Origin of the sequence: Paracoccus methylarcula, assembly GCF_003007735.2 — a bacterium.
Classification (GTDB): Bacteria; Pseudomonadota; Alphaproteobacteria; order Rhodobacterales; family Rhodobacteraceae; genus Paracoccus; species Paracoccus methylarcula.
On the sequence record NZ_PXNQ02000002.1, the window covers coordinates 388,074 to 408,592 of the forward strand.

Consider the following 20,519-nt stretch of genomic DNA (forward strand, 5'->3'; position numbering starts at 1 on the left):
TGGCACCGGATGACGCGCAAAACTTGAAACAGGACAGGAAGCGGGGAAAGCGATGTCACTACTGGATGCGGCGCGGGAAGTGCGCGACTCGGCCTACGCGCCCTATTCGCATTTCAAGGTGGGGGCGGCTATCCGGGGGGCTTCGGGCGCCGTCTATCGCGGCTGCAATGTCGAGAATGTCGCCTATCCCGAGGGCACCTGCGCCGAGGCCGGGGCGATTGCCGCCATGGTCGCGGCAGGAGAGACTGAACTGGTCGAGGTCGCCGTCATCGCCGACAGCCCCGGCCCCGTGCCGCCCTGCGGCGGCTGCCGCCAGAAGCTGGCCGAATTCGGCCGTGCCGAGACGCCGGTGCTGCTGGCCACGACCGGCGGCGCGACATTGTCCACGACGATCGGGGACCTTCTGCCGGGCCGTTTCGATTCGGGCCATATGAGCAAGACATCATGACCGATCCGCGCAGCGTCATCGCGGCGGTCAGGGATGGGCGCGGGCTGGATGGATCGGGCGCGGCACTGATCGCGCGGGGGCTTGCCGATGGCTCGGTCTCGGATGCGCAGGCGGGGGCCTTCGCGATGGCCGTCCTGGCCCGTGGGCTGGGAGAGAAAGGCCGGGTGGCGCTGACAAGGGCGATGCGCGATTCCGGCCATGTGATGCGATGGGATCTGCCGGGGCCGGTCGTGGACAAGCATTCGACCGGAGGGATCGGCGACACGGTCAGCCTGGTCCTGGCGCCGCTGTTGGCGGCGTGCGGGGTTTTCGTGCCGATGATCTCGGGGCGGGGCCTTGGCCATACCGGCGGCACGCTGGACAAGCTCGAGGCGATACCCGGCTTTATTTGCGACCAATCCGAGGAACAGTTTCGCCGGATCGTGAAGAATACCGGATGCGCCATCGTGGCCGCGACGACGGATTTCGCCCCCGCCGACCGCCGCCTTTACGCGATCCGCGACGAATCGGCGACGGTCGAGTCGATCGACCTGATCACCGCCTCGATCCTGTCCAAGAAGCTGGCGGCGGGACTGGATGCGCTGGTGCTGGACGTCAAGGCGGGCTCGGGTGCGTTCATGCGGAGCCCGGAGGCATCCGGGCGTCTGGCGCAGGTGCTGGTAAAGACGGCGAACGGGGTAGGGTGCCGGACATCGGCCTTGATCTCGGATATGGATCAGCCATTGGCCCGCAGCGCCGGGAATGCATTGGAGGTGGCCGAGGCGATCCGGGTGCTGCATGGCGAAAAGGGGGCCTTGCGCGATCTGGTGCTGGCACTGTCGGCGGAATGCCTGGAACTGGCCGGGCAGGAGGCGGATGGGCTGGAACGGGTGCTGGACGGCGGCGCGGCTGCCGAATCCTTTGGCCGCATGGTCGCGGCGCAGGGGGGACCGGGGGATCTGATCGACCGGCCCGGGATGTATCTGGCTGCCGCGCCGGTGATCCGGCCAGTACCGGCGCCGGATGGGGCGGTGGCCGGGATCGACGTAACCGCCCTGGGTCATGCGGTTGTCGCCCTGGGCGGCGGACGTGTCCGGGCCGGGGAAAGGATCGACCATCGCGTCGGCCTGTCCGGTCTGGCCAAGCTGGGCGAGCAGGTCGGCCCCGACGCGCCGCTGGCCATGGTCCATGCCGCCGACGATACGGCCGCCGAGATCGCTATCGCCGCCGTGCAGGCCGCTTACCGGATCGGCGAACCGGCCACGCCCGGCCCGCTGGTTCGCGAAAGGATCGCCGCAGATGGCTGAGAATCGCGCCTTCCTGATCGTCATGGACAGCGCCGGTATCGGCGGCGCGCCGGATGCCGGTGATTTTTTCAATGACGACAAGCCTGATACCGGCACCAATACCATCGCCCATATCGCGCAGGCCCAGCCTTTGCATATGCCTCATCTCGACCGCTTGGGGCTCGGTGCCGCCATTCGCCTTTCCAGCGGGCAGGATGCGCCGGGACTTGACGCCGAGCCGCAAGGGCTGTGGGGCGCTGCGACCGAGATTTCACCGGGCAAGGACACCCCGTCCGGCCATTGGGAGATGGCGGGCGTTCCGGTGCCCTGGCAATGGCATTACTTCCCCAAGGCGATCCCGGCATTCCCGCCCGAGGTCACGGCGCGGATCTGCGAATTGGCGGGAACCGATGGGATCCTGGCCGCTTGCCATGCCTCGGGCACGCAGGTCATCGAGGATTTCGGGGACCGGCATATCTGCAGCGGCTGGCCGATCTGCTATACCTCGGTGGACAGCGTCTTGCAGATCGCCGCGCATGAAGATCATTTCGGCCTCGACCGGCTGCTGGCGCTCTGCGAGGGGCTGGCGCCGATGTTGCACGAGATGCGGGTGGGCCGGGTCATCGCGCGCCCCTTTGTGGGCGAGGCTCCGGGACGGTTCCAACGCACCCCCAACCGCCGTGATTTTGCCATCGCGCCGCCCGCCGACACGATCCTCGATATTGCTGCAAGATCGGGGCGGGTCACCCATGCCATCGGCAAGATCGGCGACATCTTCAGCCATCGCGGCATTGCTCATTTGCACAAGGGCAAATCCGACGCCGATCTGGCCGGGCATCTGCTCCGCCTCGGGCAAGAGGCCGAGCCGGGCAGCCTGACCTTCGCCAATTTCGTCGAGTTCGACACGAATTACGGCCATCGGCGCGATATTCCCGGCTATGCCGCCCAGCTTGAATGGTTCGACGGCATCGCCGGCCGGCTGATCGAGACGCTCCGCCCCGGCGATCTGGCCATCTTCACCGCCGATCACGGCAATGATCCAAGCTGGTTCGGCACCGATCACACGCGAGAGCGGGTTCCGGTGCTGGGCTTCGGCCTGGGCCGTCGCGAAATCGGGCAGGTCGGGTTCAGCGATATCGGCGCCTCACTCATGGCGCATCTGGGCCTGCCCGCCCCGCAACATGGGACGCCTTTCCTGTGAAAAAGATCGAACTTCACCTGCATCTCGAAGGGGCCGCGCCGCCTTCGTTCATCCGTGCGCTGGCGGCCGAGAAACATGTCGATCTCTCGGGGATCTTCGATGCCCGGGGACATTACGCCTATCGCGACTTTGACGAATTCCTGCGGGTTTACGAGGCCGCGACAAGCGTATTGCAAACTCCACAGGATTTCGCGCGCCTGCTGGGCGAGGTGCTGGAGCGCTCGGCCGAGCAAGGGGTGATCTATACCGAGATTTTCGTGTCGCCCGAATTCTGCGGCGGGGCCGATCTTGTGGCCTGGCGCGATTACCTGGCGGCGATGACCGAGATTGCCGAGCAGATGCGCGGGCAGGGCATCGACAGTCGCGGCATCGTCACCGCCATCCGTCATTTCGGTCCCGAGCGGGCGAAGAAATCCGCGCTATGCGCCGCAGAGGTGGCGGGCGGCTGGATCGCCGGTTTCGGCATGGGCGGGGCCGAGGCGGTGGGCGCGGCGACGGATTACGCCTGGAGCTTCGATTGCGCGCGCGAGGCCGGGCTGGGGCTGACCTGCCACGCGGGCGAATGGGGCGGTCCCGAAAGCATCCGGCAGGCGCTGGACCTTGGTGTCAGCCGGATCGGCCACGGTGTCCGCGCCATCGAGGATCCGGCGCTGGTCCGCGACCTGGCCGCGCGCGGCACGGTGCTGGAGATTTGCCCCGGCTCGAACATCGCCCTGGGGATCTGGTCCGATTGGCCCGCGCATCCGATCGCAAAACTGATGGATGCCGGGGTCAGGGTCACGGTCTCGACCGACGATCCGCCATTTTTCCACACCACCATGCGGCATGAATATAATCGCCTTGCCGATGCTTTCGGATGGGGCGAAGAGGAATTCGCACAGATCAATCGATGGGCCATCGATGCCGCCTTTTGCGACGAGACAACGGCCGAGCGGCTCAGAAAGGAGTTTCCGTGACCAAGCAGCACCTGACCATCATCGACCACCCGCTGGTCCAGCACAAGCTGACGATCATGCGCAAGAAGGATGTCTCGACCGCCGGTTTCCGCCGGCTGCTGCGCGAGATCAGCCTGCTTCTGGCCTATGAGGTCACGCGCGAGCTGGAGCTGACCACCACCACCATCGAGACCCCGATCTGCGAGATGCAGGCCCCGACGCTGGAGGGCAAGAAGCTGGCGCTGATCTCGATCCTGCGGGCGGGGAACGGGCTGCTCGACGGGATCCTCGAAATGATCCCCTCGGCGCGGGTCGGCTTCGTCGGCCTTTACCGCGACCCCGAGACGCTGCAGCCGGTCGAGTATTACTGCAAGGTGCCCAATGCGCTGGATGCAAGGATGACCATCGTGGTCGATCCGATGCTGGCGACCGGGAATTCCTCGGTGGCGGCGATCGACAAGCTCAAGGAGCATGGCGCGAAGAACCTGCGCTTCCTCTGCCTTCTGGCTGCGCCCGAAGGGGTCGAGCGGATGCGCGAGGCTCATCCCGACGTGCCGGTCTTTACCGCTGCGCTGGACGAGAGGCTGAACGATCACGGCTATATCGTGCCGGGACTTGGCGATGCGGGTGATCGGATGTTCGGCACGAAATAGGCCCGCATTAATCGCAGCTTCAGGGATTTGGCCTATGCGTGAGCCAAGGGATCGAAACGCGCAGGTGGCCGATGCGGAATATCTGGAGCTTGCTGTTCATGGCGGCGCTGACGGGTGCAGCCGGGGCAACGCCGTCGCCATTGCCGCCTGACAGCTTCACGGGCGAGCAATATATCGATGGGCGGGGCTGCGTCTTTACCCGGGATGGCCATGGCTGGACACCTCGCCTCGACAACCGGGGCAAGGCGATCTGCGGCTTTCCTCCCAGCCTGTCGGCGAGGCGGACCGATCCCGATACCGTGTCGGTCCTGCCCCCCGGTAGTCCCGCCGCTTCACCGGATCCGGAGGAACTGTTGCTGGAACATCTTGCCGCGGGGCTGAGGCAAGGCGAGTTCACCGCCGATCCCCGCCCCCCCGAGGCGCGTCTCGATCCCGCACCGCCTGCGGATGACAGCAAGCTGGTGGCCGTTTTCGGGGCGCTGACGAGAAAGCAGGACGCGATCCGGGCCAGCATTGCCGGTCTGTCTCCCGGCTCGGATCTCTGTGCGAGGCTGGGTTATGAGCCTGACCCGGATTCGGGGCCGATCCTGGGCGGGGATGTGACACAGGGGCTGTGCCCCGGCATGCGTGCCGCAGAGCCCCTGGTGCGGATCATCACCGGACAGCGTCTGGCGGATGGCAATGAGTCCTCGCGACAAGAGCAGCATGGGAATGAGACTGCTCCGATCGCCAAGGGCTCCGAAGCCGCAGGGCCGCAGGAGTCCGGGCGACCGGCCAAGGTCACGGTGGTGGCACAACGACCTAAATCACGGGGGGACAGGATCGAGGCTACGGCTAGCGTCACGAAACGCACCGGAGATGCTTCGAAGCCGAAACCTGCCCGGACGGCCGGAGCGGAACTCAAGCCCAAATCCAAACCCGAACTGATCCCGGCCTCTGCGCGTTATGTTCAGGTCGGGAGTTTCCCGGATGACGACGGCGCCCACGAGGCCATCCGCAAACTGGCGGCGATGGGCTATCCCGTGGCCCGTGGTCACGAGCAGGGCGGGGAACAGGCGCGGCAGCTGATCCTTGCCGGTCCCTTCCGTGACAGGCGGTCCCTGGTAGCCGCGCTGAATTTGCTTCGCGATATGGGCTATGCGAATGCCGTCGCCCGTTGACCCGCCGCCTTTTAGGGCAGGCGGCGGGCATGTCAATCGTGCCGCGTCTCGCGGATCAGCCGCAGGATATCGGCGGCGGCGGCGGGGATGTTGGTGCCCGGTCCGAAGATGGCCTTGACCCCGGCCTTCTGCAGGAATTCGTAATCCTGCTGCGGAATCACGCCGCCGCAGATCACCAGGATATCCCCGGCACCTTGAGCCTTCAGCGCCTCGATCAGCTTGGGCGCCAGCGTCTTGTGACCCGCCGCCTGGCTGGAGATACCGACAACATGCACGTCATTGTCGAGCGCATCCTGCGCGGCCTCTTCCGGAGTCTGGAACAGCGGCCCCACATCCACGTCAAAACCGATATCGGCGAAGGCGGTGGCAATCACCTTGGCGCCGCGGTCATGACCGTCCTGGCCCATCTTGACCACCAGCATGCGCGGGCGGCGGCCCTCTTCCTCGGCGAATTTCTCGACATCGCGCTGGATCGCGGCGAAGCCCTCGTCGCCCTCATAGGCGGCGCCGTAAACCCCCGCCAGCGTTTTCACCTCGGCGCGGTGGCGGCCGAATTCCTTTTCCATGGCCATGCTGATCTCTCCGACTGATGCACGGGCGCGGGCGGCCTCGACTGCGGCCTCCAGCAGGTTGCCACCCTCGCGGGCGCGGCGGGTCAACTCGTCCAGCGCCGCCTGGCATGCGGCCTCGTCACGGGTTGCGCGGATTTTTTCCAGCCGGGCGATCTGGCTGTCGCGGACCTTCACATTGTCGATATCGAGAATGTCGATCGGGTCTTCCTTGTCCTTGCGGTATTTATTGACGCCCACGATCACCTCTTCGCCCCGGTCGATCATCGCCTGGCGGCGGGCGGCGGATTCCTCGATGCGCAGCTTGGGCATGCCGCTTGCCACGGCCTTGGTCATGCCGCCCATCTCCTCGACCTCCTCCATCAGCGCCCATGCCTTCTCGGCAAGTTCGGCGGTCAGGCTTTCGACGTAATAGGAGCCGGCCAGCGGATCGATGACATTGGTGATGCCAGTCTCTTCCTGCAGGATAAGCTGCGTGTTCCGCGCGATCCGGGCGCTGAAATCGGTGGGCAGGGCGATGGCTTCGTCCAGCGCGTTGGTATGCAGCGATTGCGTGCCACCAAGGGCTGCCGACATCGCCTCATAGGCGGTGCGGACGACGTTGTTGTAAGGATCCTGCTCCTGCAGGCTGACGCCCGAGGTCTGGCAATGGGTGCGCAGCATCAGGGAAGACGATTTTTTCGCGCCGAATTCGGTCATTACCCGGTGCCACAGCATCCGCGCTGCCCGCAGCTTGGCGATCTCCATGAAGAAATTCATGCCGATCGCGAAGAAGAACGACAGCCGTCCGGCGAAGACATCCACATCCATGCCCGCCTCGATCGCCGCCTTCACATATTCGCGCCCGTCGGCCAGCGTATAGGCCAGCTCCTGAACAAGATTCGCCCCGGCCTCCTGCATGTGATAGCCCGAGATCGAGATCGAGTTGAAACGCGGCATCCGGGTCGAGGTGAACTCGATGATGTCGCTGATGATCCGCATCGAGGGCTCGGGCGGGTAGATATAGGTGTTGCGAACCATGAACTCCTTGAGGATGTCGTTCTGGATGGTCCCCGACAGCACCGAGCGGTCATGGCCCTGTTCCTCTCCGGTGACGATGAAATTCGCCAGGACCGGGATCACCGCGCCGTTCATGGTCATCGAGACGCTGACCTTGTCCAGCGGGATGCCGTCGAACAGGATCTTCATGTCCTCGACCGAGTCGATGGCCACGCCCGCCTTGCCGACATCGCCGACGACGCGGGGGTGATCGCTGTCGTAGCCGCGATGGGTGGCGAGATCGAAGGCGACTGAGACGCCCTGCTGGCCCGCCGCCAGCCCCCGGCGATAGAAGGCGTTGGATTCCTCTGCGGTGGAAAAGCCCGCATATTGCCGAATCGTCCAGGGACGGCCCGCATACATCGTGGCGCGGGGGCCTCGGGTGAAGGGGGCAAGCCCGGGCAGGCTGCCCATATGTTCCAGCGTCGCGGTATCGGCCTCGGTGTAAAGCGGCTTGACGGTTATATCTTCCAGCGTCTGCCAGTCGAGGCTGTCGGGGTCGCGGCCCTTCAGCTCTTTTTCAGCCAGCTTCCGCCAATCCTCCAATGTCGGTTTTGTCATGATCCTGCCTTTCCCATGGGCCGCCCTTTCCTATATTCAGATAAGGATGAGGTGCCGATGAAGTTGAAATTCCTGATAATCGTGATGGCCTTGGCCGCCATGGGCCCGGCGCGCGATGCGCCGCCGCCGAAAGAGGTGCCTGCGGCCAAACCCGCCCGCCCGATGAGCCCGGAGGAAATGGCCGATACGTCCGAGCCGGAAGCGGAGCGGCCCGAATTGACGATATACGAGGCAAGCGAGGCCTCGCCCGACGATTTCCAGTGGACGTCGCGCCCTGTCGTGGTCTTTGCGGATACGCCCAATGACCCCGCCTTTATCGAGCAGATGCGGGCGTTGCGTTCTGCCCCCCGGATGCTGATCGAGCGTGATGTGGTGGTGATCACCGATACGGAACCGCAATCGGGCAGCGACTGGCGGCGGAGGTTGCATCCCAGGGGGTTTTCGTTGGTGGTCCTGGACAAGGATGGACAGGTGAAGTTGCGCAAACCCTTACCCTGGGACGTGCGCGAGATCAGCCGCGCCATCGACAAGTTCCCGCTGCGCAGGCAGGAAATCGGGCGTGCAGGGGCGATGCCATAGAATTTACCGCGATGCAGCTTCGGATTGCGGAATGCTGTCGGCAGCCCTATATTCAAGACAGGACGGCGGATATGCCCGCCCCTGACCGGAGGAATCGACATGGCGAAATCGACCAGCTTGCGCAAGGAAAACCAGCCTTCCGCCCCGGCCGTCAGCGCCGAGAGGTTCGAACAGCTGCGTTTGCGCCTGCAGGAAATCCTGCGGGCCAGGAAGGAATTCCTGGACAAGAACGGTTCGGTCAATGACGTGACCTCTGCCCTGGGATTGACGCCCATCACTGGTCGCTCCGGTCCGCGCTCGTTCTATTGACCGGCACCGCCTTGCCTTGCAGGCTTGCGGCAAGCGCGTTCACGGCCTCGCGGCCGGTTTCCAGCGTTTCGCTTTCAATCGCGACATAATCCAGGAACATGCTCGTGGCGCGGTCGGGATCACCCGTGATCAGGCGCAGCACGTCCTGGCCAAGCGCCGTCCGCACCGTCAGCAAGCGGTAATAGCGCACCACCGGGTCTATGGTCGCCTCGGGCAGCATATGCGCATCCCCGACCACGGCACGGAAAATCCTGTCATTCGCGTCATGCGGCAGAATTGGTGCATAGCCCTCGGACAGCATGCGCTGCATCGCGTGCTCATAGGGGGAATCCTTCATCTGCCGTTCCAGCACCACGACATGAGCCCGGATCTCGGCCAGAAGCGCGCGCTGCATGTCGTTGATCCGCTCGCGCCGCAACACCAGATCCCGGCGACGTGACAGGGCATGGGTCCAGAACCAGCCCATCGCCACGACGCCACCACCGACGATGGCAGTGACAAGGGCCGCAACGACCCGTTCGTTCCATATGAGCGGCTGCCAGTCCAAGGGCTATTCGAACTCCATGATGACGTCATCGACCTTGAGGCTTTGCCCGGCCTCGGCATCGACGGATTTGACCACGCCTTTCCTCTCGGCGCGAAGGATGTTTTCCATCTTCATCGCCTCGACGGTGGCCAGGGCCTGACCCTCCTGCACCTCGTCTCCGGCGGCCACGTTGATCTTCACCACCAGCCCCGGCATCGGGCAGAGCAGGAATTTCGACGTGTCCGGCGCGATCTTTTCGGGCATCAGCCGGGCCAGTTCGGCGGCGCGGGGACGGCGCACATGGACGCGCAGATCGGCGCCGCGCGTACGTAGCCGGAAACCCGCCGCGATCTTGTCCACCTTCATCACCAGGGGACGGCCATCGACCTGCATCCGGGCCAGGGACTGCCCCGGCCTCCAGTCGCTTTCCACCCGCAGGTCGCGCCTTCGGCATGGACCGTCGCGCCCTCGCGGTCGGCGCTGATCTTCACCGGCAGGTCGCGATCCCCGACAAAGACCACCCAGTTCTCGCCGACATGGCGTTCGTGATTGTTGAGCCGCCCGCTGATCCGGGCGCGGCGGATCTCACCCACGCGATGCATCGCGGCCGCCGCAGCCGCGATACGGATAATATCGCCATCCGATGGCTGAACGCCCTGGAAACCGTCGGGATATTCCTCGGCGATGAAGGCGGTGGTCATCTCGCCCGCGACGAATTTCGGGTGATCCATCACCGCCGACAGGAAGGGCAGGTTATGGCCGATCCCCTCGACCTCGAATTCGTCCAGCGCTACCCGCATCGCCTCGATGGCCTCTTGGCGAGAGGGCGCCCAGCTGCAGAGCTTGGCGATCATCGGGTCGTAGAACATGCTGATCTCGCCGCCCTCGAACACGCCGGTATCGTTGCGCACGACATGGGCCGCATCCGCGACCTCGGCAGGGGGCCGATAGCGGGTCAGGCGGCCGATGGAGGGCAGGAAACCGCGATAGGGATCCTCGGCATAAAGCCGCGACTCGAGCGCCCATCCGTTGATCTTCAGATCTGATTGCCCAAAGGGCAGCGCCTCGCCGGCGGCCACGCGGATCATCTGTTCGACTAGGTCGACGCCGGTGATCAGCTCGGTCACGGGATGCTCGACCTGCAAGCGGGTGTTCATTTCGAGGAAGTAGAAATTCCGCTCGCCATCGACGATGAATTCAACCGTTCCTGCACTGGTATAGTCAACCGCCTTGGCCAGCGCGCAGGCCTGTTCGCCCATCGCCTTGCGCGTCGCTTCGTCCAGGAAGGGAGAGGGGGCCTCTTCGATTACTTTCTGGTTGCGGCGCTGGATCGAGCATTCGCGCTCGTGCAGGTAGACGCAATTGCCCTGGCTGTCTGCCAGCACCTGGATCTCGATATGCCGGGGCTGGGTCACGAATTTCTCGATGAAGATGCGGTCGTCGCCGAAACTGTTGGCCGCCTCGTTCTTCGAGGACTGGAACCCCTCGCGCGCCTCGGCATCGTTCCAGGCGATGCGCATGCCCTTGCCGCCGCCACCCGCGCTGGCCTTGATCATCACCGGATAGCCGATCTCACCCGAGATCTTCACGGCCTCATCGGCATCCGCGATCAGCCCCATATAGCCGGGCACGGTGCTGACCCCGGCCTCGGCGGCCAGCTTCTTCGAGGTGATCTTGTCGCCCATCGCCTCGATGGCCTTGGCCGGGGGGCCGATGAAGGCCACGCCCTCGGCCTCCAGCGCCTCGGCGAATTTCATGTTCTCGGACAGGAAGCCATAACCGGGATGCACCGCCTCGGCGCCGGTCTGGCGGATGGCGTCCATGATCCGGTCGATCACGATATAGGACTGGTTCGCCGGGGCCGGGCCGATATGAATGGCCTCATCGGCCATCTTCACATGCAGCGCATCGCGGTCGGCATCGGAATAGACCGCAACCGTGGCGATCCCCATCTTGCGGGCCGTCTTGATGACGCGGCAGGCGATTTCGCCCCGATTGGCGATCAGGATCTTCTTGAACATTGCTTATCCTTGGCCGGAAGACATGAAAAAACCGCCCGCAGCCGAATGGCCACGGACGGTTTCAATGAGATCGTGCCGCGGGAATCCCGCAGCGCGGTCAGAACGTTATTCGCAAAGCCGCACGTCGTCGCAGAGCGCGCCACCGGCCGCGCCAATGGCTGCGGCCTTGTAGATGTCGCTTTCCTTGCGGCCACCGACCTTGGCGATGGTTGCGCCGGCGGCTGCACCCAATACGCCGCGGTCGATGTCGGTCGGCCTGATGTTCTGCGTGCACCCTGCCACGAAAGTCGCGCCAAGTGCGGCTGCCAGAGCGATTGTCTTGCCCATATCAGATATCCTGTCCTGTTATTGCTACGGTCATAACGCGGACCGAGCCGTTTTGGTTCACGGTATCTGTGGGACTTAGTAGCGGCGTTGGCAAACGCCCGCGTCGTCGCAAAGCGCACCGGCTGCACCACCGAGAGCGGCGCCGGTCGCGATATCTTCGTCGAGTGCCTTGGCGATGACGGCACCGGCAACCGCGCCACCGGCAGCACGCTGCGTATCGGGCGAAAGGCCGGTCTGGTAGTTGGGATCGCAGGCGGCCAGCCCCAGAAGAACGAGAGAGGCACCGGCGAGGCGGGTAAACAGTGAAGTCTGCATGGGTTCGTATTGCCTGTATTTGAGGCCTCGTTGAGAGGCGGTTGGTAGATCGGACGCGCAACTATCACATAGTACTCACGCCTGTCCAACGGGCTTATGGGTGGAAAAGTTCCGCTTGGCAGCAATTCGCGCATCAGCGGTCCTCCGCCGATCCATCGTCCCAATCGTCCTCGCCAAGCGCCGGCAGCGAAGATCTCGGGGAAGGAGGCCTCGGCACAGGACATGTCCACCCGCAGCAATTGTTCGTAATCGGTCGGGTCCAATTCGCCCTCGGGCAGAACCTCGCGCCCAAGCAGCCATGACAGGCGGCCGGCATCCAGGTTGCCGCGTTCGAAAGGCGCGTCGCCGAAATGTTCGATCAGTGCGGCGAGGAAGCCCGCATCGGCGCGTCGGTCCGCAGGCTTGCGGTCGCGATAACGTTCGCGGCGCGTCAGCGGGGTCGCGCCCTTCTTGTTCTCGCGCCGGATGGTGAACTGGTAATCCGTGCCGGGAAGGCGGCCCGGGAAACCGCGATGCTTCAGCATGTTGCGCCCTTTCGCGTGAAAATCGGGCGCGGAGGGCGCGGGCGACCGGGCCGCCCGCGCAGATTCATCGGATGATCGGCCTCAGCCGAATTTACCGTTGGGGAATTGCGGCTCGGTCGTGACCGGATCGACCTGCGGCACATAAACGGGCTCCTGACGCTGGCATGCGGCAAAGGCCGATACCAGGACAAGGCCGAGAATGATCTTCTTCGACATGGATTAACTCTCCTGTAATGCGGGCGGCATTGCGCCCGACTGCTCGGGTTTGTGCCGGCCTCGTTGCGGGCCGGACAGTTATCCATGATAGCCTGTCGATAGGCATGCAGACAGCCGGTCATATATGGCCTCGGCAGAACTCTGCTGGGCTGTGGCGCGGCTGCATCATTCACATGCTTGTGCATTGGCATTGGATCCCGGCGGGTTACAGGGGAATGTTGTCGTGTTTCTTCCACGGGTTCGACAGCTTCTTGCCGCGCAGCGAGGCGAAGGCACGGGCGACCCGGCGACGGGTGGAATGGGGCTGGATCACCTCGTCGATAAAGCCCTTCTCGGCGGCGACGAAGGGATTGGCGAAGCGGTCCTCGTAATCCTTGGTCCGCGTCGCGATCTTGTCGGCATCGCCCAATTCGCTGCGATAGAGGATCTCGACCGCGCCTTTTGCGCCCATCACCGCGATCTCGGCCGTGGGCCAGGCATAGTTGAAATCGCCGCGCAGATGTTTCGAGGCCATGACGTCATAGGCGCCGCCATAGGCCTTGCGGGTGATGACCGTGACCTTCGGCACCGTCGCCTCGCCATAGGCGAAGAGCAGCTTGGCCCCGTGCTTGATGACGCCGCCATATTCCTGGCCCGTCCCCGGCAGAAAGCCCGGCACATCGACGAAGGTCAGGATCGGGATCTCGAAAGCGTCGCAGAAGCGCACGAAACGCGCCGCCTTGCGGCTGCTGTCGATATCAAGGCAGCCTGCCAGCACCATCGGCTGGTTGGCGACCACGCCCACGGTCCGCCCCTCGATGCGGATGAAGCCGGTAATGATATTGCCCGCGAAATCCTTCTGGATCTCGTAGAAATCGCCCTCATCCGCGACCTTCGCAATCAGTTCCTTCATGTCATAGGGCTGGTTCGGGTTGTCGGGGATCAGCGTGTCGAGGCTTTCCTCGATCCGGGCGGGATCGTCGAAGAAGGGGCGCTCGGGCACGCCATCGCGGTTCGAGAGCGGCAGGAAATCGAAGAGGCGGCGGATTTCCGAGATCGCCTCGACATCATCCTCGAATGCGCCATCGGCGACCGAGCTTTTCCTGGTATGGGTCGAGGCGCCGCCAAGCTGTTCCGCCGTCACCACCTCGTTCGTCACCGTCTTGACCACGTCGGGGCCGGTCACGAACATGTAGGAGGTATCCTTCACCATGAAGATGAAATCGGTCATCGCCGGGCTGTAGACCGCGCCGCCCGCGCAGGGACCCATGATCACGCTGATCTGCGGGATCACGCCCGAGGCCATGATATTGCGCTGGAACACATCGGCATAACCGGCAAGGCTGGCCACGCCTTCCTGGATACGGGCACCGCCCGAATCGTTCAGCCCGATCACCGGCGCGCCGTTCTGCATGGCCATATCCATGATCTTGCAGATCTTCTGCGCATGGGTTTCCGACAGCGAGCCGCCGAATACGGTGAAATCCTGGCTGAACACATAGACCATGCGGCCATTGATCGTGCCCCATCCGGTCACCACCCCGTCGCCATAGGGCCGGTCGGTCTCCATCCCGAAATCGGTCGAGCGATGCGCGACGAACATGTCGAATTCCTCGAAGCTGCCCTCGTCGAGCAGCAGCTCGATCCGCTCGCGCGCCGTCAGCTTGCCGCGAGCATGCTGTGCATCGATACGGCGCTGGCCGCCGCCAAGACGGGCCTCGTTGCGGCGGCGCTCGAGCTCTTGCAGAATATCCTTCATGGGCCGGGCCTTTCGGTTGGGTTAAGGGAAAATAGCTTGCGCTGCGGGCGCAGGAAAGGAAAATACGGGAAATTTGCAAACTATGCGGTCGCTGGTCGCCGCAAACTGCAAAAGTGCTAAATCACGCAGATTGTTCCGCGCCCCGTCATCCGGGACGGAGGCATTTCAATCGGCGCCAATCGGCCCAATCGAGTTCCATTCTCGCGCCTTCGAGATGTGAGAACGGCGCCTGCCGACTCAACTCAATAATAATTGCTTGATTCCAGATAACTTATTCTCCACCGAACATGGTGTCGTCATTCTTGAAAGAGGCGGCGCATTTTGGAGGGAGCGGTCTGAACAAGACGCATCGATTGCGCGTTCAGCCGGGATACAGGCCTCCGATACGTCGCCTGCGCGTGTGTCAAGCGTAACAAGCGTCTTCCCGGCTTTCTTCGCGGTCTTGAGAGACTCACCCATCAATGCTTCGGCCCCTCTACACTGCACGCCCGGAAAAGTTCGCTTCACGTCACTTGACGGATATATCATGTTTGGGAGTATCCTCGAAATCCGCCTTTCAACAACTGGCCGCTCACCTGCGCAGATTGCGGGAGCAGTGTAACATGACGCTCGATACACTCGCCGGAAGAACAGGTTTGGGCGGCAGCCCCTTCCACTATTCCAGCCGCCTTGAGTTCCCTTATATGGATGCGGCAAGAGAATGATCGTTCAATTGGACATTCAGGCCGATCTTGGCGATAAGTTCGAAAACGTTTCGGATAGAGCGCGGGAGCAGCTGTCATGTCAACGCTGAAGGATGTCGCGAAGAAGGCCGGGCTTTCGGTGACCCAGGTCAGCCGCGCACTCAACAATCATTCCGATGTCAGCGCCCGGACGCGCGAGCATGTCCATGCCGTCGCGCGCGCGTTGGGGTATCAGCCCAATATTTCGGCGCGCAAGCTCGTGTCGGGGCGTTCCGGCATGGTGGGGCTGGTTGTGCCCTGGTCTCCCGACCTGTCTTCGGATGGGCTGTTCATGGAGGTGGTCGCCGGGCTGTCCACGCATTTTTCAGCGCGTGAGATGCAATTCGTCCTGCATATCGCGCAGAAAGGAGAGCCGATCCTGCCGGTTTATCGGCGGTTGATCGGGAATGGCGCATTGGATGGCTTCGTCCTGGTCGATCCCGAGGACGGTGACGAGAGGGCGGCGTTCCTGACCGAACTCGATGTGCCATTCGTGGTGCATGGCCGGATTGGCGAGAATCCGGAACATCCTTATTTCGACATTGATAATGAAGGTATTTTTTATGAACTGACCGATCATCTCCTGTCTCTTGGCCATCGGCGGATTGCCCTGCTGAACGGGGTCGAGGGGCGCACCTATGTCGGTGCGCGGCGGCGCGGTTATATGCGGGCCCTGGCCGGGGCGGGGGGCGGCGCCGACAAGGCAATCACCCGCAACAGCGAAATGACCGAGGCGTTCGGGCTGGTTTCGACGGTCGATCTGTTCTCGCCGGGGGGCGATACGCCGACGGCGATCATCTGTGGCAATGTGCGGATCGCCAAGGGGGTATATCAGGCGCTGCAGGCCCTGGGGTTGACGATCCCGGACGATGTGTCGGTCGTCGCACATGACGACCGCTTGGCAAATCTGCAGACCGCGGCCTTTTATCCGGCGCTGAGCGTGACCGATGCGCCCTTGCGTGACAGTTGGAAGCCCTTGGCCGGGTGCCTCGCCGACGCGATTGCCGGAGCGCCGCTGCCGAAGTTGCAGTTGATCGGCTCGCATCAGACCCTATTTCGTCAATCCACCGCCGTCCCGCGAAGCTGAAGATCCTCCTCTCATAACGAATCGTTGACAGCGTGAGAATGTTTTCGCTAACAAATCCGAAACGTTTCGGATCGCGATCAGAGGAAGAATCATCGCGGCGAAACGCAACAGGGAGTGAAGCGGGCCATATCGGCGCTGCAATCAGGGAGGAGAAGATCATGAAAATACGGATGGTGAAGTCCGGCTTGTCGATATGCGCGCTATGCGTGGCCGCGGGGATGTCGCCTGCCGGCGCCGAAGAGCTTTTCTATGTCAGCGGGGCGGTCGGGAATGCCCTCGAGAATTTCAGGGAGACGGTGAAGCCCTGGGAAGAGGCGACCGGGCATACCGTGACGCTGGTGCCCATGCCCGCTTCGAGTTCGGATCAGTTCGCGCAATATCGCCTGTGGCTGGCTGCCGGGACGACCGACGTGGATCTGTATCAGACCGATGTCATCTGGGCGCCGCAACTGGCCGATCATTTCGTCGATCTGTCCGATGCCGCCAAGGACCTGATCCCGCAGCATTTCCCCTCGGTTATCGAAAGCCAGACCGTTGATGGCAAACTGGTCGCGCTGCCACTCTTTACTGACGCGCCGGCGCTGTATTACCGCGCCGACCTGCTGGAGAAATACGGCAAGGAAGTTCCCGCGACATGGGAAGAGCTGACCCTGACCGCACAGGAAATCCAGGATGCCGAGCGGGCCGAGGGCGCGGCGGATCTGTGGGGATATGTCTGGCAGGGCAATGCCTATGAAGGTCTGACCTGCAATGCGCTGGAATGGATCAAATCCGCCGGTGGTGGGCAGATCGTCGAGGCGGACGGCACCATCTCGGTCAATAACGACGCGGCGGCACAGGCGCTGGAGATGGCGGCTGGCTGGATCGGCACGATCAGCCCCGAGGGCGTGCTGGCCTATCAGGAAGAAGAGGCGCGCGGCGTCTGGCAGACCGGCAACGCGGTTTTCATGCGCAACTGGCCCTATGCCTTCAACCTGTCGAATGGTGATGACAGCGCGGTGAAGGGAAAATTCGACGTGGCGCCGCTGCCTTCGGGCGGAGACGGCTCTGCCGCGACGCTCGGCGGCTGGAATGTCGCGGTTTCGAAATATTCGACCAAGCAGGAGGCGGCGATCAGCCTTGCGCTATATCTGTCTGGACCCGAAGGGCAGAAGAGCACGACGCTGAAAAACAGCAACCTGCCGACCATCACCGCGCTTTACGACGATCCCGACATCGCCGAGCAGGTGCCCTTTGTCCCACGCTGGAAAGAGGTGTTCGAACAGGCGGTCCCGCGCCCTTCGGCGGCAACCAAGGGAAAATACAACGAGGTTTCGGCAAAATTCTGGTCGGCGGTCCATGAAACCCTGTCCGGGACGGGCAGTGCCGCCGAGAATCTCGAATTGCTGGAACTGGATCTCAGCGACATCCAGGGTTCGGGCTGGTGATCTGACCGCCTGACGGCCCCACCGACTGGGCCGGGCGTTTACCACGCCCGTCCCCATCGGCCCGATGGGCCATGACGAGGAGATATTCCAATGACCGACCTTACCCTGGGCCGCGCCGCGGGCCCCAGTCTGAAGCAACGCAGGCAAAGGGCGGCCTTCTGGTTCCTGGCGCCCATGCTGATCGCGTTGTTCTGCGTCGCCGCATGGCCACTCTTGCGCACCATCTGGTTCTCGATGACCGATGCCAGCCTGTCGAGCATGTATGAAGCCGAATGGATCGGCTTCGACAACTACCTATCCGTCCGAACCCTGTCCTCGGGACGCGTGGTGTTTCGCGGGACGCTGGTCGATCCGCATTGGTGGAACGCCGTCTGGAACACCGTGCGCTTCGCGCTGATCTCGGTCGGGTTCGAGACCGCTTTCGGCCTGATCGTGGCGCTGGTGATGAATGCCGAGTTCAAGGGCAGGGGGCTGGTGCGCGCCGCGATCCTGATCCCCTGGGCAATCCCGACCATCGTTTCGGCCAAGATGTGGGGCTGGATGCTGAACGACCAGTTCGGGATCATCAACGATATCCTCCTGGGTGTCGGCCTGATCGACCAGAAGATCGCCTGGACCGCCAGCGTCGACACAGCCATGACCGCGGTGCTGATCGTGGATATCTGGAAGACCACGCCCTTCATGGCGCTGTTGATCCTGGCCGGGCTTCAGATGGTGCCCCGCGACATCTACGAGGCGGCGCGGCTGGACGGGGTTCATCCGGTCAAGGTGTTCTTCCGCATCACCCTGCCGCTGATCAAGCCCGCGCTGATGGTTGCCGTCATCTTCCGGATGCTGGACGCGCTGCGGATCTTTGATCTGGTCTATGTGCTGACGCCGAACTCGGCGGCGACCAAGACCATGTCGGTCATCAGCCGCGAGAACATGATCGATTTCGACAAATTCGCCTATGGGGCCGCGCAATCGACGCTGCTCTTTGCCATCATCGCCGTTTTCGTCAGCCTCTATATCTGGCTGGGGCGCGTCGATCTGTCGGGGGATAGCCAGAGATGACCCGCAACCTGCCTTCCCGCATCGCGTTCTATGCATTGGTCGCCGTGATCGTGCTGTTCGCGGTATTCCCGTTCTACTACGCCATCGTCACCAGCTTCTCGACCGGCACGGCGCTGTTCCAGGTGAGTTACTGGCCGAAAGTGTTCGATCTTGCCAATTACAAGGCCGTTCTGGGCAGCCGGAATTTTCCGCGCTCGATCCTGAACTCGGTCTTCATCGCCGGTTGCACGGTGGGTTTCGCGCTGTTCCTGGCGGTGACCGCCTCTTATGCGCTGGCCCGCGTGCGGTTCCGGGGCAGGGGCCTGCTGCTGATGACCATCCTTGCCGTGTCGATGTTTCCACAGATTGCCGTTCTGGCGGGGCTGTTCGAACTTGTCCGGTTCCTTGGCATCTTCAACACCCCCTGGGCGATGATCCTGTCCTATACCATCTTCACGCTGCCCTTCACGGTCTGGGTGCTGACAACCTTCATGCGGGATCTGCCGGTCGAGATCGAAGAGGCCGCCATCGTGGATGGCGCCAACCCTTGGGTCATCATCACCCGCGTCTTCCTGCCGCTGCTCTGGCCGGCGCTGGTCACGACCGGGCTTCTGGCCTTCATCGGGGCGTGGAACGAATTCCTGTTCGCACTGACCTTCACCAGCTCGGAATCCATGCGGACCGTTCCGGTGGCCATCGCGCTGCTTACGGGCGCGTCCCAGCAGGAAATCCCCTGGGGTCCGATCCTCGCGGCCTCGGTCATCGTGACCGTGCCGCTGATCGTCCTCGTCCTCATCTTCCAACGCAAGATCGTCGCGGGCCTGACCGCAGGCGGAGTGAAAGGCTGAAACCATGGCCAAGATCGAACTGAAGAACGTCACCAAATCCTATGGCGCCGTCGAGGTGATCAAGGGCATCGACCTGGAAATCCGCAAGGGCGAGTTCATGGTCTTTGTCGGCCCCTCCGGTTGCGGCAAATCGACCCTGCTGCGCCTTGTCTCGGGGCTGGAAGAAATCACCTCGGGTGACCTGCTTTTCGACGACCAGAAGGTGAACCATCTCGTCCCGTCCGACCGGGGCATCGCGATGGTGTTCCAAAGCTATGCGCTGTATCCGCATATGAAGGTCTATGACAACATGGCCTTCGGCATGAAGCTGGCACGGGCGGACAAGGCCGAAACCGACAGGCGCGTGCGCGAGGCCGCAGGGCTTTTGCAGATCGAGCATCTGCTCGACCGGCTGCCCAAGCAGCTTTCGGGCGGCCAGCGTCAGCGCGTTGCCATCGGTCGCGCCATCGTGCGCGATCCGAGGGTGTTCCTGTTCGACGAGCCGTTGTCGAACCTTGACGCCGCGCTGCGCGTGCAGACCCGACTGGAGATCGCCAAGCTGCATCACGCGATGCGGGACACGACGATGATCTATGTCACCCATGACCAGGTCGAGGCGATGACGTTGGCCGACCGTATCGCCGTGCTGCGCGATGGCAAGCTGGAACAGGTGGGCACCCCGGCCGAGCTTTACGAAAACCCGAACTCGACTTTCGTGGCGGGCTTTATCGGCAGCCCGAAGATGAACTTCCTGACCGGCAGCTTTGCGGATGCCAAGGGCTGCGCGACGCTTGGCGCGCGCCCCGAACATATCGAATTGACGCCGGATGGCAGCGGCGAGTGGCAGGGCGAAGTCGTTCACGCCGAGGATCTGGGTTCGGACAATTACCTGTTCGTCGAGATCGGCGCGGACGAGCCCTTGGTCGTCCGCCAGCCCGGCAAGCTGGCGATCCCCTATGGCAGCCAGGTGTCGCTGCAACCGCAGGCACAGCACCTGCATCGCTTCGGCGCGGACGGCCAGCCGCTCCGCTGACATTGC

The 20,519-nt window shown here is 63.3% G+C and carries 19 protein-coding genes and 1 pseudogene; 13 read left to right on the forward strand and 7 right to left on the reverse strand.

Going from position 1 to position 20,519, the window contains the following annotated elements; genetic code table 11:
• Positions 1 to 52 precede the first annotated feature (52 nt).
• The 6 genes from A7A09_RS05025 (at position 53) to A7A09_RS05050 (ending at position 5,662) form a co-directional block, all read left to right on the forward strand.
• Complete coding sequence (locus A7A09_RS05025; RefSeq protein ID WP_106690348.1) at positions 53 to 448, forward strand: cytidine deaminase; 396 nt, start codon at positions 53 to 55, stop codon at positions 446 to 448.
• Positions 445 to 1,734 carry a thymidine phosphorylase gene (locus tag A7A09_RS05030; RefSeq protein ID WP_106690349.1) on the forward strand — a complete coding sequence of 430 codons (1,290 nt, stop codon included), beginning with the start codon at positions 445 to 447 and terminating at the stop codon, positions 1,732 to 1,734. The genes A7A09_RS05025 and A7A09_RS05030 overlap by 4 nt, the downstream gene beginning before the upstream one ends.
• Positions 1,727 to 2,914 carry a phosphopentomutase gene (locus tag A7A09_RS05035; RefSeq protein ID WP_106690350.1) on the forward strand — a complete coding sequence of 396 codons (1,188 nt, stop codon included), beginning with the start codon at positions 1,727 to 1,729 and terminating at the stop codon, positions 2,912 to 2,914. Before A7A09_RS05030 ends, A7A09_RS05035 begins: the two co-directional genes overlap by 8 nt.
• The gene (locus tag A7A09_RS05040) at positions 2,911 to 3,870 is read left to right on the forward strand and encodes an adenosine deaminase (RefSeq protein ID WP_106690351.1); all 960 of its coding nucleotides are present in this window, start codon (positions 2,911 to 2,913) and stop codon (positions 3,868 to 3,870) included. The genes A7A09_RS05035 and A7A09_RS05040 overlap by 4 nt, the downstream gene beginning before the upstream one ends.
• A complete protein-coding gene (gene upp, locus A7A09_RS05045; protein ID WP_106690352.1) occupies positions 3,867 to 4,502 on the forward strand; it encodes a uracil phosphoribosyltransferase in 636 nt (211 codons plus the stop codon). The genes A7A09_RS05040 and upp overlap by 4 nt, the downstream gene beginning before the upstream one ends.
• Positions 4,503 to 4,573: 71 nt before the next feature.
• A complete protein-coding gene (locus tag A7A09_RS05050; protein ID WP_106690353.1) occupies positions 4,574 to 5,662 on the forward strand; it encodes an SPOR domain-containing protein in 1,089 nt (362 codons plus the stop codon).
• Between the two features lie 32 nt (positions 5,663 to 5,694).
• Here A7A09_RS05050 and scpA read toward each other — a convergent pair whose 3' ends face one another.
• Positions 5,695 to 7,830, reverse strand: coding sequence for a methylmalonyl-CoA mutase (gene scpA / locus A7A09_RS05055; protein ID WP_123225475.1), 2,136 nt, complete (start codon positions 7,828 to 7,830; stop codon positions 5,695 to 5,697).
• A 177-nt stretch (positions 7,831 to 8,007) separates the two neighbouring features.
• Between scpA and A7A09_RS05060 the strand changes: the two genes are divergently transcribed.
• Positions 8,008 to 8,409, forward strand: coding sequence for a DUF4174 domain-containing protein (locus A7A09_RS05060; RefSeq protein ID WP_436277780.1), 402 nt, complete (start codon positions 8,008 to 8,010; stop codon positions 8,407 to 8,409).
• A 99-nt stretch (positions 8,410 to 8,508) separates the two neighbouring features.
• Positions 8,509 to 8,718, forward strand: a complete 210-nt coding sequence (locus A7A09_RS05065; protein ID WP_106690354.1) for a hypothetical protein — start codon at positions 8,509 to 8,511, stop codon at positions 8,716 to 8,718.
• Here the strand turns inward: A7A09_RS05065 and A7A09_RS05070 are convergent.
• From A7A09_RS05070 to A7A09_RS05095, 6 genes and pseudogenes are all read right to left on the reverse strand, one after another.
• The gene (locus A7A09_RS05070) at positions 8,684 to 9,265 is read right to left on the reverse strand and encodes a hypothetical protein (RefSeq protein WP_106690355.1); all 582 of its coding nucleotides are present in this window, start codon (positions 9,263 to 9,265) and stop codon (positions 8,684 to 8,686) included. The two genes, A7A09_RS05065 and A7A09_RS05070, sit on opposite strands and share 35 nt — an antisense overlap.
• A 3-nt stretch (positions 9,266 to 9,268) precedes the next feature.
• Positions 9,269 to 11,265, reverse strand: a pseudogene (locus A7A09_RS05075) (acetyl-CoA carboxylase biotin carboxylase subunit).
• A gap of 105 nt (positions 11,266 to 11,370) precedes the next feature.
• Positions 11,371 to 11,592, reverse strand: a complete 222-nt coding sequence (locus tag A7A09_RS05080; protein WP_106690356.1) for a hypothetical protein — start codon at positions 11,590 to 11,592, stop codon at positions 11,371 to 11,373.
• 75 nt (positions 11,593 to 11,667) lie between these two features.
• Positions 11,668 to 11,907 carry a YMGG-like glycine zipper-containing protein gene (locus tag A7A09_RS05085; RefSeq protein ID WP_106690357.1) on the reverse strand — a complete coding sequence of 80 codons (240 nt, stop codon included), beginning with the start codon at positions 11,905 to 11,907 and terminating at the stop codon, positions 11,668 to 11,670.
• Positions 11,908 to 12,512: 605 nt separating this feature from the next.
• Complete coding sequence (locus tag A7A09_RS21795; RefSeq protein ID WP_281277398.1) at positions 12,513 to 12,647, reverse strand: hypothetical protein; 135 nt, start codon at positions 12,645 to 12,647, stop codon at positions 12,513 to 12,515.
• A gap of 205 nt (positions 12,648 to 12,852) precedes the next feature.
• Complete coding sequence (locus A7A09_RS05095) at positions 12,853 to 14,385, reverse strand: acyl-CoA carboxylase subunit beta (RefSeq protein ID WP_106690358.1); 1,533 nt, start codon at positions 14,383 to 14,385, stop codon at positions 12,853 to 12,855.
• 780 nt (positions 14,386 to 15,165) lie between these two features.
• Here A7A09_RS05095 and A7A09_RS05100 point away from each other — a divergent pair.
• The 5 genes from A7A09_RS05100 (at position 15,166) to A7A09_RS05120 (ending at position 20,513) form a co-directional block, all read left to right on the forward strand.
• Positions 15,166 to 16,194, forward strand: coding sequence for a substrate-binding domain-containing protein (locus tag A7A09_RS05100; RefSeq protein WP_106690359.1), 1,029 nt, complete (start codon positions 15,166 to 15,168; stop codon positions 16,192 to 16,194).
• 158 nt (positions 16,195 to 16,352) lie between these two features.
• Positions 16,353 to 17,621, forward strand: coding sequence for an ABC transporter substrate-binding protein (locus tag A7A09_RS05105; RefSeq protein ID WP_106690360.1), 1,269 nt, complete (start codon positions 16,353 to 16,355; stop codon positions 17,619 to 17,621).
• A gap of 90 nt (positions 17,622 to 17,711) precedes the next feature.
• Complete coding sequence (locus A7A09_RS05110; RefSeq protein WP_106690361.1) at positions 17,712 to 18,674, forward strand: carbohydrate ABC transporter permease; 963 nt, start codon at positions 17,712 to 17,714, stop codon at positions 18,672 to 18,674.
• Positions 18,671 to 19,501 carry a carbohydrate ABC transporter permease gene (locus A7A09_RS05115; RefSeq protein ID WP_106690362.1) on the forward strand — a complete coding sequence of 277 codons (831 nt, stop codon included), beginning with the start codon at positions 18,671 to 18,673 and terminating at the stop codon, positions 19,499 to 19,501. The genes A7A09_RS05110 and A7A09_RS05115 overlap by 4 nt, the downstream gene beginning before the upstream one ends.
• 4 nt (positions 19,502 to 19,505) lie before the next feature.
• Entirely contained in the window at positions 19,506 to 20,513 is a 1,008-nt protein-coding gene (locus A7A09_RS05120) for an ABC transporter ATP-binding protein (RefSeq protein WP_106690363.1), read from the forward strand.
• Positions 20,514 to 20,519 lie beyond the last annotated feature (6 nt).

Bases quoted from the DNA above. Each gene is read 5' to 3' on its own strand.
- A7A09_RS05025 (WP_106690348.1), top strand. From the start codon at position 53: ATGTCACTACTGGATGCGGCGCGGGAAGTGCGCGACTCGGCCTACGCG.
- A7A09_RS05115 (WP_106690362.1), top strand. From the start codon at position 18,671: ATGACCCGCAACCTGCCTTCCCGCATCGCGTTCTATGCATTGGTCGCC.
- A7A09_RS05085 (WP_106690357.1), bottom strand. From the start codon at position 11,907: ATGCAGACTTCACTGTTTACCCGCCTCGCCGGTGCCTCTCTCGTTCTT.
- scpA (WP_123225475.1), bottom strand. From the start codon at position 7,830: ATGACAAAACCGACATTGGAGGATTGGCGGAAGCTGGCTGAAAAAGAG.
- A7A09_RS05030 (WP_106690349.1), top strand. From the start codon at position 445: ATGACCGATCCGCGCAGCGTCATCGCGGCGGTCAGGGATGGGCGCGGG.
- A7A09_RS05065 (WP_106690354.1), top strand. From the start codon at position 8,509: ATGGCGAAATCGACCAGCTTGCGCAAGGAAAACCAGCCTTCCGCCCCG.
- A7A09_RS05120 (WP_106690363.1), top strand. From the start codon at position 19,506: ATGGCCAAGATCGAACTGAAGAACGTCACCAAATCCTATGGCGCCGTC.
- A7A09_RS05050 (WP_106690353.1), top strand. From the start codon at position 4,574: ATGCGGAATATCTGGAGCTTGCTGTTCATGGCGGCGCTGACGGGTGCA.
- A7A09_RS05105 (WP_106690360.1), top strand. From the start codon at position 16,353: ATGAAAATACGGATGGTGAAGTCCGGCTTGTCGATATGCGCGCTATGC.
- A7A09_RS05060 (WP_436277780.1), top strand. From the start codon at position 8,008: ATGGCCGATACGTCCGAGCCGGAAGCGGAGCGGCCCGAATTGACGATA.
- A7A09_RS05095 (WP_106690358.1), bottom strand. From the start codon at position 14,385: ATGAAGGATATTCTGCAAGAGCTCGAGCGCCGCCGCAACGAGGCCCGT.
- A7A09_RS05110 (WP_106690361.1), top strand. From the start codon at position 17,712: ATGACCGACCTTACCCTGGGCCGCGCCGCGGGCCCCAGTCTGAAGCAA.
- A7A09_RS05035 (WP_106690350.1), top strand. From the start codon at position 1,727: ATGGCTGAGAATCGCGCCTTCCTGATCGTCATGGACAGCGCCGGTATC.
- A7A09_RS21795 (WP_281277398.1), bottom strand. From the start codon at position 12,647: ATGTCGAAGAAGATCATTCTCGGCCTTGTCCTGGTATCGGCCTTTGCC.
- A7A09_RS05080 (WP_106690356.1), bottom strand. From the start codon at position 11,592: ATGGGCAAGACAATCGCTCTGGCAGCCGCACTTGGCGCGACTTTCGTG.
- A7A09_RS05100 (WP_106690359.1), top strand. From the start codon at position 15,166: ATGTCAACGCTGAAGGATGTCGCGAAGAAGGCCGGGCTTTCGGTGACC.